The organism is Pseudomonas fluorescens, from assembly GCF_003732425.1.
In the GTDB taxonomy this organism is placed as follows: Bacteria; Pseudomonadota; Gammaproteobacteria; order Pseudomonadales; family Pseudomonadaceae; genus Aquipseudomonas; species Aquipseudomonas fluorescens_BE.
Genome location: NZ_MOBX01000003.1, coordinates 798,384 through 812,216, shown reverse-complemented (window position 1 = coordinate 812,216; position 13,833 = coordinate 798,384). Strand labels below are relative to the sequence as shown.

Here is a 13,833-nt window from a genome sequence, read left to right as displayed (position 1 = left end):
CCGCATGCTCTAAAACCGCACAGGTTTGCTATGATCCCGCTCCTTCGTAATGGTCTTTCCGAGTAGTCCAAATGTCCGATCGCAGCGTCCGCCTTCAAGCTCTCAAGCAAGCCCTCAAAGAGCGCATCCTGATACTCGACGGCGGTATGGGCACGATGATCCAGAGCTACAAGCTCGAAGAGCAGGATTATCGCGGCAAACGCTTCGCGGACTGGCCGAGTGACGTCAAGGGCAACAACGACCTGCTGGTCATCACCCGTCCGGACGTGATCGGCGGCATCGAGAAAGCCTACCTGGATGCCGGCGCCGACATTCTGGAAACCAACACCTTCAACGCCACGCGCATTTCCATGGCCGACTACGGCATGGAAGAACTGGCCTACGAGCTAAACGTAGAAGGCGCACGACTGGCCCGCAAGATTGCCGACGCCAAGACTGCCGAGAACCCGGCCAAGCCGCGTTTCGTCGCCGGCGTGCTAGGCCCGACCAGCCGCACCTGCTCGCTGTCGCCGGACGTCAACAACCCGGGCTACCGCAACGTCACCTTTGATGAGCTGGTGGAAAACTACACCGAAGCCACCAAAGGCCTGATCGAGGGCGGCGCTGACCTGATCCTGATCGAAACCATTTTCGACACCCTCAATGCCAAAGCGGCGATCTTCGCCGTGCAAGGCGTGTTCGAAGAGCTGCACCTCGAACTGCCGATCATGATTTCCGGGACCATCACCGATGCCTCCGGCCGTACCTTGTCCGGCCAGACCACCGAAGCGTTCTGGAACTCGGTGGCGCACGCCAAGCCGATTTCGGTCGGTTTGAACTGCGCACTCGGCGCCAGTGAACTGCGTCCGTACCTGGAAGAGCTGTCGAACAAGGCCAGCACCCATGTATCCGCGCACCCGAACGCCGGCCTGCCGAACGAATTCGGCGAGTACGACGAGCTGCCGTCGCAAACCGCCAAGGTTATCGAAGAATTCGCCCAGAGCGGTTTCCTTAACATCGTCGGCGGTTGCTGCGGCACCACGCCGGGCCACATCGAGGCCATCGCCAAAGCCGTCGCCGGTTACGCGCCGCGTGAAATTCCGGACATCCCCAAGGCTTGCCGCCTCTCGGGTCTGGAGCCGTTCACCATTGATCGCAGCTCGTTGTTCGTCAACGTCGGCGAGCGCACCAACATCACCGGTTCCGCCAAGTTCGCCCGCCTGATCCGTGAAGACAACTACACCGAAGCGCTGGAAGTCGCCCTGCAGCAGGTCGAGGCCGGCGCGCAGGTGATCGACATCAACATGGACGAAGGCATGCTTGATTCGAAGAAGGCCATGGTGACCTTCCTCAATCTGATCGCCGGTGAACCGGACATCTCCCGCGTGCCGATCATGATCGACTCGTCGAAATGGGAAGTGATCGAAGCCGGCCTCAAGTGCATTCAGGGCAAGGGCATCGTCAACTCGATCAGCATGAAAGAAGGCGTCGAGCAGTTCATCCACCACGCCAAACTGTGCAAGCGCTACGGCGCTGCGGTGGTGGTGATGGCATTCGACGAAGCAGGCCAGGCTGACACTGAAGCGCGCAAAAAAGAGATCTGCAAACGCTCCTACGACATTCTGGTCAACGAAGTCGGCTTCCCGCCGGAAGACATCATCTTCGACCCGAACATCTTCGCCGTGGCCACCGGCATTGAAGAACACAACAACTACGCGGTGGACTTCATCAACGCCTGTGCCTACATCCGCGACGAGCTGCCGTATGCACTGAGCTCCGGCGGCGTGTCCAACGTGTCGTTCTCGTTCCGTGGCAACAATCCGGTACGTGAGGCGATTCACTCGGTGTTCCTGCTGTACGCAATCCGCGCCGGGCTGACCATGGGCATCGTCAACGCCGGGCAGCTGGAGATTTACGACCAGATCCCTGTGGAGCTGCGCGACGCCGTAGAAGACGTGATCCTCAACCGCACGCCGGAAGGCACCGACGCCCTCCTCGCCATCGCCGACAAGTACAAGGGCGACGGCAGCGTCAAGGAAGCCGAGACCGAAGAGTGGCGCAACTGGGACGTCAACAAGCGTCTGGAGCATGCGCTGGTCAAAGGCATCACCACGCACATCGTTGAAGACACCGAAGAATCGCGCCAGTCGTTCGCGCGCCCGATCGAAGTGATCGAAGGCCCGTTGATGTCCGGCATGAACATCGTCGGTGACCTGTTTGGCGCCGGCAAAATGTTCCTGCCGCAGGTGGTGAAATCCGCCCGCGTGATGAAGCAGGCCGTGGCGCACTTGATCCCGTTTATCGAACTGGAAAAAGGCGACAAGCCGGAGGCCAAGGGCAAGATCCTCATGGCCACAGTGAAGGGTGACGTGCACGACATCGGCAAAAACATTGTCGGCGTGGTGCTCGGTTGCAACGGCTATGACATCGTCGATCTCGGCGTGATGGTGCCGGCGGAAAAGATTCTGCAGGTGGCCAAAGAAGAGAAGTGCGACATCATCGGCCTCTCCGGCCTGATCACCCCGTCGCTGGACGAAATGGTCCACGTGGCGCGCGAGATGCAGCGTCAGGACTTCCATCTGCCGCTGATGATCGGTGGCGCCACCACGTCCAAAGCGCACACGGCGGTGAAGATCGAGCCGAAGTACAGCAACGATGCCGTGGTCTACGTGACCGACGCCTCCCGTGCGGTGGGCGTGGCGACGCAATTGCTGTCAAAAGAATTGAAGGCCGGTTTCGTCGAGAAGACGCGTCTGGAGTACATCGATGTGCGCGAACGCACCTCGAACCGCAGCGCCCGCACCGAGCGCCTGAGCTACGCCGCCGCGATTGCCAAGAAGCCACAGTTCGACTGGGCCAATTACCAGCCGGTGAAACCGACCTTCACCGGCAGCAAGGTGCTGGACAACATCGACCTCAAGGTCTTGGCCGAATACATCGACTGGACACCGTTCTTTATCTCCTGGGACTTGGCCGGCAAGTTCCCGCGCATTCTCGAAGACGAAGTGGTCGGTGAAGCCGCCACCGCGTTGTACAAGGACGCGCAGGAGATGCTCGCCAAACTGATCGACGAGAAGCTGATCAGCGCCCGTGCGGTGTTCGGTTTCTGGCCGGCCAATCAGGTGCATGACGACGACATCGAACTGTACGGCGATGACGGCAAGCCATTGGCCAAGCTGCATCACCTGCGCCAGCAGATCATCAAGACCGACGGCAAACCAAACTTCTCGCTGGCCGACTTCGTCGCACCGAAGGACAGCGAAGTGACCGACTACGTCGGTGGTTTCATCACCACCGCCGGCATCGGTGCCGAAGAAGTAGCCAAGGCTTATCAGGACGCTGGCGACGATTACAACTCGATCATGGTCAAGGCTCTGGCCGACCGTTTGGCCGAGGCCTGCGCCGAATGGCTGCACCAGCGGGTGCGTAAAGAGCACTGGGGTTATGCCAAGGACGAAGTGCTCGACAACGACGCGCTGATCAAAGAGCAATACAGCGGCATCCGCCCTGCTCCGGGTTACCCGGCATGCCCGGATCACACCGAGAAAGCGGCGCTGTTCGCCCTGCTCGACCCGGAGGCCGAAGAAATGCGCGCCGGCCGCAGCGGCGTGTTCCTCACCGAGCACTACGCGATGTTCCCGGCGGCAGCGGTCAGTGGCTGGTACTTCGCCCACCCGCAGGCGCAGTACTTCGCCGTGGGCAAGGTCGACAAGGATCAGGTGCAGAGCTACACCTCGCGTAAAGGCCAGGAGCTGAGCGTGACCGAGCGCTGGTTGGCGCCAAACCTCGGCTACGACAACTAATCACGCCCTAACGCCCCCCCTGTGGGAGCGAGCCTGCTCGCGAAAGCGGTCGATCATTCAACATTGATGTTGCCCGACCCGACGCTTTCGCGAGCAAGCTCGCTCCCACATTTGTTTTTGCGGTGCCCTTGAAACAGTTGGCTATGCTTGTCTGACACACACGGCAGACGAGGGATTTATGGACGATCCAGTCGACAACAAACCGCCGACCTTCTGGCAGATGCTGCACAGCGTGATGGCGGCGGCGTTCGGGGTGCAGAGCGGCAAGAACCGGGCAAGGGACTTCACCCATGGCAAACCCAGCCATTTCGTGGTGCTGGGCATTCTGTTCACCGCCATCTTCGCGTTGACGCTGTTTGCCATCGTCAAACTGGTGCTGCATTTCGCCGGGGTCTGACGCAGTCAGCGCATCAGGGTCTGCAAGCTGAACGGGTAGCGATACGAGCTCGGTTGCCCCTTGGCCGAGAGCTTGCGAAAATTCACGCCGTAGTTCGCCGACGTGCCCATGGCCAGCAGTTGCCGGGCTTGCGGTTTGTCGATCAATTGCAACAAGGGAATCTGCCGGTCGCGGCCCCCGTAGTGATTCAACTCAACGCCCTGTTCGTAATCATGCAACTCGACCAACGCCCAGCCGCCCAAGGTGAAGTGCCCCCCAACCAACGCGCTCAAGCGCCCGTCAATCAAGGCCTGCAAGGCTGCCGGTGAGGTATTGACCGCACTGAACAAGGCATCTTTGCCGGGGACTTTGCCGGTCTCGGCGTACGCGCGCATTGCGCCGAAAGCCATTTCATCATTGGCCGACCACACCAGCGACACCTTAGGGTAACGGGCGAACAGCTGTTTGGCCTGCTCATAGGCGCGCTCTTGGCTCCAGCCGCTGTAGACCAATTGCCGCAGACGGATCTGTGGGTGTTCGGCCAGCGCCCGCTGCATGCCGCGCTCGCGCAACTGTGCCGATGGGGTGAGCTTCAGCCCGGAGAACGCCAACACTTCAATCGGCTCGGCAGCGGGCGTCGACGGTTGCAGGCGAATCAGCTCCTTCATCATCAGGTAACCGCCCTCCTCGTCATTCGGCACCAGGCTGCCGATGCGGTCGCTCCGCTCGCCGACCAGCGCTTGCTGGTCCGGTGTCAGCGCCACGTTGACCATAAACAGCTTCACGCCACTGTTCTCGGCCAGACGCAAGATTTGCGGGGCGACGTATTGTTCGTTGACGAACACCAGGTATTTGGGACGATTCGGCCCCTGCAACGCGACGCGCGCCTGAGCCAGGGTCAGTTCGGGCTGGCGTTGGGAGTAGAGAATCTGCAGATCGATCCCCAGATCATGAGCGGCCGCCTGCATGAATTGCGAATAGCTGACCCAGAACGTCTCCTGCGTCAAGCCCGGATTTAAAAACAGCACAGACTCTGCCCGCGCGCCGGTCTGGACCAGCGCGCCGAACAATAGAAGACTGATATGGAAAAACTTGAACATGAAGCATCCGGGCCCAAGGAAAAATGGCCGAGCATTATAGCCTTCGATTTACCGGCTATTGACGCCTGATCCCGTTTTTTGTCCGACAATCTGTCGGAAGCGGGCCCGGATGGGTCGTTTACTGATGGCTGACCCAGAATACCGCCGTCCCTACTACGAGAATGATCAGGAACAAAATGGCCCACGCATCGACACTGCTGTCGCTTTTTCTTGCCTTGGTCGGATTGCTCATTGCATCGCCTCTTGTCGGTTTTATCGGTGATTGCAGAAAGACTCGACCACAGTTAAGACGATGATTGTCCGCACGACAAATGTGGGTTAGTTGCCAGCCATTCTCGTTAGGCGATTTGGTTCTTTACATATACTCAAACATCACTTTTGCGCATAACTCCAAACGGGTATATTGCCCCGGCTCCGTTAGGGAGTGCGCGGCCGTGCGCGCAGAATTGCAGAGGCACAATCGGACTCCAGCAAGCGAAAACGCAGTGCTACTCCGAATGGCCCAAGCCTGAGAACAGGACTTATATGTACGTATACGACGAGTACGATCAGCGGATCATCGAGGACCGCGTCAAGCAGTTCCGTGATCAGACCCGACGCTATCTGGCAGGTGAGCTGAGCGAAGAAGAATTCCGCCCCCTGCGCCTGCAAAATGGCCTGTACATCCAGCGTTTCGCGCCGATGTTGCGTGTGGCGGTGCCTTACGGCCAACTGACTTCGCGTCAGATGCGCATGATGGCCAAGATTGCCCGCGACTACGACAAGGGCTATGCCCACATCAGTACGCGGCAGAACGTGCAGTTCAACTGGCCGGCGGTGGAAGACATCCCGGACATTCTGGCTGAACTGGCCACCGTGCAGATGCACGCGATCCAGACCAGCGGCAACTGCCTGCGCAACGTCACCACCGACCAGTTCGCCGGTGTCGCTGCCGACGAAGTGATCGACCCGCGCCCATGGTGCGAGATCGTCCGTCAGTGGACCACGTTCCACCCGGAATTCGCCTACCTGCCACGTAAGTTCAAGATCGCCGTCAACGGTTCGACCGCTGACCGTGCCGCCATTGAAGTCCATGACATCGGCCTTGAGCCGGTGCACAACGCCGCGGGCGAATTGGGTTTCCGTGTGCTGGTCGGTGGTGGCCTCGGTCGTACCCCGGTAGTCGGCGCGTTCATCAACGAGTTCCTGCCGTGGCAGGACCTGTTGAGCTACCTCGACGCCATCCTGCGGGTCTACAACCGCTACGGCCGTCGCGACAACAAATACAAGGCGCGGATCAAGATCCTCGTCAAAGCGCTCACGCCGGAAGTGTTCGCGCAGAAAGTCGATGCGGAAATGGAACACCTGCGCGGTGGCCAGACCACATTGACCGAAGCTGAACTGCAGCGCGTGGCCAAGCACTTCGTCGATCCGGACTACAAGGCGCTGGACAACCAGACCGCGCAACTGGCCGAACTGGACAAAGAGCATCCAGGTTTCGCCCGCTGGCGCACCCGCAACACCCTGGCGCACAAGAAGCCGGGCTATGTGGCCGTGACCCTGTCGCTGAAACCGACCGGCGTTGCCCCGGGCGATATCACTGACAAGCAGCTCGACGCCGTCGCCGATCTGGCCGACCGCTACAGCTTCGGTCAACTGCGTACCTCGCACGAACAGAACATCATTCTTGCCGACGTCGAGCAAAGCCAGTTGTTCGCCCTGTGGGGTGAACTGCGTGAAGGCGGTTTCGCCACGCCGAACATCGGTCTGTTGACCGACATCATCTGCTGCCCTGGCGGTGATTTCTGCTCGCTGGCCAACGCCAAGTCGATCCCGATTGCCGAATCGATCCAGCGTCGTTTCGACGACCTCGACTACCTGTTCGACATTGGTGAGCTGGACCTGAACATCTCCGGCTGCATGAACGCCTGTGGTCACCACCACGTCGGCCACATCGGCATCCTCGGCGTGGACAAGAAAGGCGAAGAGTTCTATCAGGTCTCCCTCGGCGGCAGCGCCAGCCGTGATGCGAGCCTGGGCAAGATCCTCGGCCCGTCCTTCGCTCAGGAAGCCATGCCGGACGTGATCTCGAAGCTGATCGACGTGTACGTTGAACAACGTACCGAAGACGAGCGCTTCATCGACACCTACCAGCGTATTGGCATCGACCTCTTCAAGGAACGCGTCTATGCAGCGAATCATTAAGAACAACGCGGTCGTCGACGAAACCTGGCACTTGCTGCCCAAGGATTTCAACATCGACGAAATCAGCAACTGCGACGACCTGATCGTGCCGCTGCAACTGTGGCGCGAACACAGCCGCATGCTCAAGGCCCGTGACGGTGGTTTGGGTGTATGGCTGGACGCCGACGAAGAAGCCGAGGAAATCGGTGACGACGTGGATGAGTTTCAGGTAATTGCCCTGAATTTCCCGGCCTTCACTGACGGCCGCAACTACTCCAACGCCCGCCTGCTGCGTGACCGTTACGGTTTCAAAGGCGAACTGCGGGCGATTGGTGACGTGCTGCGCGACCAGCTGTTCTACATGCACCGCTGTGGTTTCGACGCCTTTGCCGTACGTGCGGACAAAGACCCGTACGAAGCCCTGGAAGGTCTCAAGGACTTTTCGGTGACCTACCAGGCTGCCACCGACGAACCGCTGCCGCTGTTCCGTCGCCGCTAAGCCTGCAGTTTACTGCGGACAAAAAAACGCCGGTCATGTGACCGGCGTTTTTTTATGGCTACCTGATTTACCAGAAACGCTGCTGGGTCAGACGGCTCCACCAGCTCAGCAGCACGCGGTCGACCGAACCACTGGCGGCCATGCCGATACGCTCCTGCAAGCTTTTGCGTTCGGCGTAGTGCAAGTGATAGACCTCGCCCTTCTTCGCCCGGTCTGCGAGGTATTCATCACTGGTCTTGAGTTCATCGACCAGTTGTTTGTCGAGCGCCGCGACACCGAGCCAGACTTCACCGGTAGCCACATCATCAATCGCCAGTTGCGGGCGGTAGCGGGCGACGAAGTTCTTGAACAATTGATGGGTGATGTCCAGGTCTTCCTGGAACTTCTCCCGGCCCTTCTCGGTGTTTTCGCCAAACACGGTCAGAGTGCGTTTGTACTCGCCAGCGGTAAGAACTTCAAAATCGATGTCGTGCTTCTTCAGCAAGCGGTTGACGTTAGGCAGCTGTGCAACCACGCCGATCGAGCCGAGAATCGCGAACGGTGCGCTGATGATCTTCTCGCCGATGCACGCCATCATGTACCCGCCGCTGGCCGCGACCTTGTCGATGCACACGGTCAACGGCACGCCGGCTTCACGGATACGCGCCAGTTGCGAGGACGCCAGGCCGTAGCTATGAACCATGCCGCCGCCACTTTCCAGACGCAGGACCACTTCATCTTTTGGTGTGGCGAGGGTCAGCAGTGCAGTAATTTCATGGCGCAGGCTTTCAGTGGCCGAGGCCTTGATGTCGCCGTCAAAATCCAGCACGAACACACGCGATTTGGCTTCGGGTTGCTTCTTCTGTTTTTTCGCGTTTTTCTCGGACTTGGCCTCGCCCTTGCGCAAAGCCTTGAGCTGATCCTTGTCGAGCAATGTCTGCTCCAGGCGCTCACGCAGGCCCTTGTAGAAATCATTGAGTTTGCTGACCTGCAACTGACCGGCCGATTTGCGCCGGCCCTTGCTGCGCAATGCGGCAAAACTGGCAAGCACCACCAGAATGGCGACTACCAGGGTGACGGTCTTGGCCAGAAAACTGGCGTATTCGGTGAAAAACTCCACAGAGACTCCTTAAACGATGCGCGGATGTGAGGCACACGCGGGATGGCTCCAGCATACCCATGCGCCGGCTTGTCGGCCAGCCGTGAAACCTCTGGCAACACCCCTGTAACGGGCATTTCAAACAAGCGTATGTTTTTTCATTGACAGCTACCCGTCATCCTCATAACCTCGCCACAACCTTCAACGTACCGGGATGACGCGGACGTGGGCAGCATCTACTTGATTCGACATGGCCAGGCCTCCTTTGGTGCAGACGACTATGACGTCCTGTCACCGACCGGTGTGCGTCAGGCAGAAATCCTTGGTCAGCACCTCGCTGAACTGGGCATCAGCTTCGATCGCTGCCTCGCCGGTGACCTGCGTCGTCAGCAGCACACGGCCACCAGCGCACTAGCGCAATACGCCGCCAAAGGCCTGCCGGTGCCGACCCTGGAAACCGATTCGGCGTTCAACGAGTTCGATGCCGACGCGGTGATCCGCGCCCTGCTCCCGGACATGTTGGCGGACGAGCCGGAAGCCCTCGATATCCTGCGCAATGCCGCGCAGAACCGTGGCGAATTCCAGCGCATTTTTGCCCTGATCATCGAGCGCTGGCTGACCGGCACTTACGACACCCCAGGGCTGGAAAGCTGGCTGGGTTTTGTCGAACGGGTTCAGGGCGGACTGCACCGGATCCTCGATCTGGCGGAAAAAAATCAGAAAATCGCCGTGTTCACCTCCGGCGGCACTATTACTGCCCTGCTCCACCTCATTACGCAAATGCCTGCCAGACAGGCCTTTGAATTGAACTGGCAAATCGTCAACACCTCGCTCAACCAGCTGAAGTTCCGCGGTCGCGAGGTGGCTTTGGCCTCCTTCAACAGTCATGCGCATCTGCAGCTGCTGAAGGCTCCGGAACTCATCACTTTCCGCTGAGTCCGGTTAGCTGTGAACCTTGCTGTAATCAACCAGCACCCATTATCCAAGAAAGGACCGAACCATGACCTCCGTAGCCGATGCCGTAAAAGCAATGCAAGCCAAGTTCAACCCAGCCGCTGCTGCCGGTCTGGATCTGATTTTCGGTTTCAACATCACTGACGAAGACAAGCAATACGCGTTGATCGTCAAAGATGGCACTTGCGATATCCAGGAAGGCGAGAACCCGGACGCCAACTGCACGCTGGTACTGGACAGCGAAACCCTGAAAGGTATCGTCAGCGGCGAAACCGATGGCATGCAGGCTTTCATGGGCGGCAAGCTGCGCGTTGAAGGCGACATGATGCTGTCGATGAAACTGTCCGAGCTGTTCCCGTCGTAATAGCGACGTTCAGCGGCACAAAAATCCCGCCCCCTGTGGTGGGATTTTTGCGTTTTGGTCTTGCAGGAGCTTCGGCACGCTGCGGTCATTTGCCTGCGTATCAGGCCAACGCCATCTCCTTCAACAACCGGGTGTCCAGGCCAAACCTTTCTTGGGAGACCATCTGGAACTGCCCCTCCGCCAGTTCGCAGCTCACCAGCAGATTCCACGAATGCCGTGTCGCCGCCGAGGGGATCAACACAAACGGATGCTCGGCCAATAGCGCATCGGCAAACAACTGCTGATTGGGTGAAGGCCGTGCGGGGCTCAACCAGTATGGGTTCGGCACCTCTTCCGGCTGCACGATTCTGACCTTGGCATCGTTGATGACTTCAAAGCACGTCAGTACATACGGCTTACTGTCGAGCGCATTAAAACTGTTATTGGCTGCCACCTCCAGAATCGCCGAAGACGGGTCGACGGATGCGTAGACGACTCGCCGGCCAGGCGCATTCCATCGACCTCCATTCAGTTCTGAACCTATCCCGCTGTCCCACGTAGTCCCGTAGGCCTCGGGGTCAAGCCGCCAGGCATACCAGTGCTCGTCCCAAGGCAAGGGATTCATGGGTAAACCCCGGACATGATCTGCCACAAGTATTGTTCCACCATCTGGAAACCCAGTGGATGCCGGATAAATTCCAACGGCACGTGGCCGCTCAGATAAGGGCTGGGTTTCTGCATCCATGCCTCCGCCCGCGATTGCCCTGCGAATGCCCGAGTGGCCATCTCGAGCACCAGCGCATATTGGTAGGCGACGACACTCTGCTGCGGGTCAAGCCGTACCGGTTTACCTTCCTTCATGAGCCGGCGCACGGTTCTTACAGACTTGCCGGTGATGCGTCTGACCATGTCTTCGCGCAGGTACATCTCGGAAGTTGAAAGCATGTTGACGACATCGCGCAGCTCAAAGCCCTCTTCGGTAAGGCGGATGATCAGCAGGGCATCGTCACCGATGTTCTGGCCGTTGACGAGCAGATCGACAGGCTTGCCCGCGACCTTCTTCAGCCCCGTCAGCCGGGGCACTTTTGCTGTGGGCATCGCGACATCCTCCGTGGGGCATCTGGCGCGATCATCGATCCAGAAGTTGCGCAGGGAATAAACTTTGCTTTCATGCTCGATGTGTGGGGTACGCATAATTGATCCTTGATCCGGGAGCCTGAGCGTTCAAGCCGCTCAGCGACTTCAATGTCAGGTCCGATGCTATAGATCGCGCTTCCGACGACCAACCTGAAAAGGTCGTCGGAAATATCCCCTGCTTGCCGCAAAACCCTGCATTTTCCGTAGGACGTAAACGCAAGACATCCGGCCATCAGCCGCCGAAGTGATCACTCACATCCAGCCACCACTGTCGCCCGTCCGGCTCTGATCAGGCGCGACTGCGCAATAGCTTCGGCGAAATTTTAAGCAATAAAAAACCAGCACAGGCAAACCATTGAGCATAAAGCGCTTCGTCGCCGCAGAAACATTGGCTGACAGAACGTTGACTTCGATCACTGGCGCGTGGGCGGTCACTCATTAATCTCGCGGCTCCATCGAAGGCCAGGGACGGCTCAGCGAGAGCCCGTGGCTGAACCCACTCAAGGAAGAGCAATCATGCGACCACTCAACATCATCCTGCTGTCGTCAGCATTCAATGGCCTGACCCAACGCGCCTGGCTGGAACTGCGCGAGGCCGGGCACTCGCCCAGCGTTGTGCTGTTTACCGATGAACAAACCGTGTGCGAACACATCGAGAACAGCGGCGCGGATCTGGTGATCTGCCCGTTCCTCAAGGACCGTGTGCCGCAAACGCTGTGGAGCAACACCGAGCGGCCGGTGGTAATCATCCATCCGGGTATCGTCGGCGATCGCGGTGCTAGTGCCCTCGACTGGGCGATTACCAACGAGCTGCCGAGCTGGGGCGTCACCGCGTTGCAAGCGGTCGAGGAAATGGACGCCGGCCCGGTGTGGGCCACCTGCGAATTCAACCTGCCGCCGGGCCTGCGCAAATCCGAGCTGTACAACGGCCGGGTCAGTGATGCGGCGATTTGCTGCATACGCGAAGTGGTGGAGAAATTCGTCGAAGGCTTCGAGCCGGTGGCTCTGAATTATGCCGATACGAAAGTGCGCGGGCGTTTGCAGCCGAACATGAAACAGGTCGACCGCAGTTTCAGCTGGCACGATTGCGCGCGTTTCATCAAACGCTGCATCGATGCCGCCGACGGCCAGCCCGGCGTGCTGGCGAGCCTGGCCGGCGGACAGTATTACGTGTACGACGCGCACCTGGATGCGCGCAGTGGCATGCCCGGCGAGATTCTTGCGGTGCATGACGATGCAGTGCTGGTCGCCGCCGGTGATCAAAGCCTGTGGATTGGCGCACTGCGGCGCAAACCGCAGCCTGGCGAGGAGACGTTCAAACAACCGGCGCGGCACCTGTTGGCCGGGCAATTGGCCGAGGTGCCGGTGCTGGACTGGTCAGTTGCCACGCAGCCGTTCAGTGACGAAGCGTATCAACCGATTCGCTACCGCGAATCCGGCATCGTCGGTGAGCTGACGTTCGAGTTCTACAACGGCGCCATGAGCACCGAGCAATGCCAGCGCATGGTCGCCGCGCTGCGCTGGGCCAAATCCCGTGATACCCAGGTGCTGTTGATCAAGGGCGGGCGCGGCAGTTTTTCCAACGGCGTGCATTTGAATGTGATTCAGGCCGCGCAGGATCCCGGTGCCGAAGCCTGGGCCAATATTCAAGCGATCGACGATGTCTGCGCAGAACTGCTGACAGCCCGGCAACTGGTGGTCAGCGGCGTGACCGGCAATGCCGGCGCCGGTGGCGTGATGCTCGCGCTGGCGGCTGACATTGTCTTTGCCCGCGCCGAGATCGTGCTCAATCCGCATTACAAGAGCATGGGCTTGTACGGCTCCGAATACTGGACCTACAGCCTGCCCCGCGCCGTCGGCCCGGCAATGGCCGAGCAATTGACCCAGGCCTGTCTGCCGGTGAGCGCGGTGCAGGCGTGGCAACTGGGCATGGTTCAGGAAATCGGCCCGCGCTGCCCGGACGAGTTTGCCCTGTGGTTGCTGCAACGGGCCAACAGCTTGGTGAGCGATCCGACCTATGCAGCGGTGCGCGAGCGCAAGGCACGGGTCGATCAGGTGTTGGTCCGCGAGTGCCGCGAAACCGAGTTGCAAGAGATGCAGGAAGACATGCTCTACAACCGCAATCAGTTTGCCGAGAAGTGCCGCAATTTTGTCTACAAGCGCAAGGTTTGTGGCACGCCGGCGCGGTTGATCGAGGCGTGGGCACGGGGGCGTTCGGTCGAGTTGGCCAATTGATTCTTCACTGACCGGGAACGGCCTCTTCGCGAGCAGGCTCGCTCCCACAGAGTTCAGCTGTAAAACCGGATTTTGTGGCCGACAACAACACCTGTGGGAGCGAGCCTGCTCGCGATGAACGATGACGCGGTATCAAGTGGGCACTTACAATGCGCCCACCTCAAAC

General features: G+C 59.4%; 11 protein-coding genes. 7 read left to right on the top strand and 4 right to left on the bottom strand.

Annotated elements, in window-relative coordinates; all coding sequences use genetic code 11:
- The first annotated feature begins 71 nt into the window (after positions 1 to 71).
- Together metH and BK670_RS06500 are read left to right on the top strand one after the other, a co-directional pair.
- Positions 72 to 3,782: a methionine synthase gene (gene metH, locus BK670_RS06505; RefSeq protein WP_123449094.1), complete on the top strand. Its 3,711-nt coding sequence runs from the start codon at positions 72 to 74 to the stop codon at positions 3,780 to 3,782.
- 178 nt (positions 3,783 to 3,960) lie between these two features.
- Positions 3,961 to 4,179: a DUF2970 domain-containing protein gene (locus BK670_RS06500; protein WP_123449093.1), complete on the top strand. Its 219-nt coding sequence runs from the start codon at positions 3,961 to 3,963 to the stop codon at positions 4,177 to 4,179.
- A gap of 5 nt (positions 4,180 to 4,184) precedes the next feature.
- Here BK670_RS06500 and BK670_RS06495 read toward each other — a convergent pair whose 3' ends face one another.
- Positions 4,185 to 5,258 (bottom strand): ABC transporter substrate-binding protein, encoded by a 1,074-nt coding sequence (locus BK670_RS06495; protein ID WP_123449092.1) that lies wholly within the window; start codon positions 5,256 to 5,258, stop codon positions 4,185 to 4,187.
- A gap of 525 nt (positions 5,259 to 5,783) precedes the next feature.
- On the opposite strand from BK670_RS06495, the gene BK670_RS06490 reads away from it, so the two are divergent.
- Both BK670_RS06490 and BK670_RS06485 read left to right on the top strand, forming a co-directional pair.
- Positions 5,784 to 7,442, top strand: a complete 1,659-nt coding sequence (locus BK670_RS06490; RefSeq protein ID WP_123449091.1) for a nitrite/sulfite reductase — start codon at positions 5,784 to 5,786, stop codon at positions 7,440 to 7,442.
- Entirely contained in the window at positions 7,426 to 7,920 is a 495-nt protein-coding gene (locus BK670_RS06485; RefSeq protein ID WP_123449090.1) for a DUF934 domain-containing protein, read from the top strand. The genes BK670_RS06490 and BK670_RS06485 overlap by 17 nt, the downstream gene beginning before the upstream one ends.
- Before the next feature lie 67 nt (positions 7,921 to 7,987).
- Here BK670_RS06485 and sohB read toward each other — a convergent pair whose 3' ends face one another.
- Positions 7,988 to 9,019 carry a protease SohB gene (gene sohB, locus BK670_RS06480; protein WP_123449089.1) on the bottom strand — a complete coding sequence of 344 codons (1,032 nt, stop codon included), beginning with the start codon at positions 9,017 to 9,019 and terminating at the stop codon, positions 7,988 to 7,990.
- 204 nt (positions 9,020 to 9,223) lie between these two features.
- Between sohB and BK670_RS06475 the strand changes: the two genes are divergently transcribed.
- Entirely contained in the window at positions 9,224 to 9,934 is a 711-nt protein-coding gene (locus tag BK670_RS06475; RefSeq protein ID WP_123449088.1) for a histidine phosphatase family protein, read from the top strand.
- A 64-nt stretch (positions 9,935 to 9,998) separates the two neighbouring features.
- Complete coding sequence (locus BK670_RS06470) at positions 9,999 to 10,316, top strand: SCP2 sterol-binding domain-containing protein (RefSeq protein WP_123449087.1); 318 nt, start codon at positions 9,999 to 10,001, stop codon at positions 10,314 to 10,316.
- Positions 10,317 to 10,416: 100 nt separating this feature from the next.
- On the opposite strand, the gene BK670_RS06465 is transcribed toward BK670_RS06470, so the two are convergent.
- Positions 10,417 to 10,920 (bottom strand): RES family NAD+ phosphorylase, encoded by a 504-nt coding sequence (locus BK670_RS06465; RefSeq protein WP_123449086.1) that lies wholly within the window; start codon positions 10,918 to 10,920, stop codon positions 10,417 to 10,419.
- Positions 10,917 to 11,393 carry an MbcA/ParS/Xre antitoxin family protein gene (locus BK670_RS06460; protein WP_123449198.1) on the bottom strand — a complete coding sequence of 159 codons (477 nt, stop codon included), beginning with the start codon at positions 11,391 to 11,393 and terminating at the stop codon, positions 10,917 to 10,919. The genes BK670_RS06465 and BK670_RS06460 overlap by 4 nt, the downstream gene beginning before the upstream one ends.
- Positions 11,394 to 11,948: 555 nt before the next feature.
- Between BK670_RS06460 and BK670_RS06455 the strand changes: the two genes are divergently transcribed.
- On the top strand, positions 11,949 to 13,667 hold the full coding sequence (locus BK670_RS06455; RefSeq protein WP_123449085.1) for a hydrogenase maturation protein: 1,719 nt from the start codon (positions 11,949 to 11,951) through the stop codon (positions 13,665 to 13,667).
- The last annotated feature ends 166 nt before the right edge of the window (positions 13,668 to 13,833 follow it).

Excerpts from the sequence above, each read along its gene's own strand:
- metH (WP_123449094.1), top strand. The coding sequence starts at position 72 with ATGTCCGATCGCAGCGTCCGCCTTCAAGCTCTCAAGCAAGCCCTCAAA.
- BK670_RS06500 (WP_123449093.1), top strand. The coding sequence starts at position 3,961 with ATGGACGATCCAGTCGACAACAAACCGCCGACCTTCTGGCAGATGCTG.
- BK670_RS06495 (WP_123449092.1), bottom strand. The coding sequence starts at position 5,258 with ATGTTCAAGTTTTTCCATATCAGTCTTCTATTGTTCGGCGCGCTGGTC.
- BK670_RS06490 (WP_123449091.1), top strand. The coding sequence starts at position 5,784 with ATGTACGTATACGACGAGTACGATCAGCGGATCATCGAGGACCGCGTC.
- BK670_RS06485 (WP_123449090.1), top strand. The coding sequence starts at position 7,426 with ATGCAGCGAATCATTAAGAACAACGCGGTCGTCGACGAAACCTGGCAC.
- BK670_RS06470 (WP_123449087.1), top strand. The coding sequence starts at position 9,999 with ATGACCTCCGTAGCCGATGCCGTAAAAGCAATGCAAGCCAAGTTCAAC.
- BK670_RS06465 (WP_123449086.1), bottom strand. The coding sequence starts at position 10,920 with ATGAATCCCTTGCCTTGGGACGAGCACTGGTATGCCTGGCGGCTTGAC.
- BK670_RS06460 (WP_123449198.1), bottom strand. The coding sequence starts at position 11,393 with ATGCCCACAGCAAAAGTGCCCCGGCTGACGGGGCTGAAGAAGGTCGCG.
- BK670_RS06455 (WP_123449085.1), top strand. The coding sequence starts at position 11,949 with ATGCGACCACTCAACATCATCCTGCTGTCGTCAGCATTCAATGGCCTG.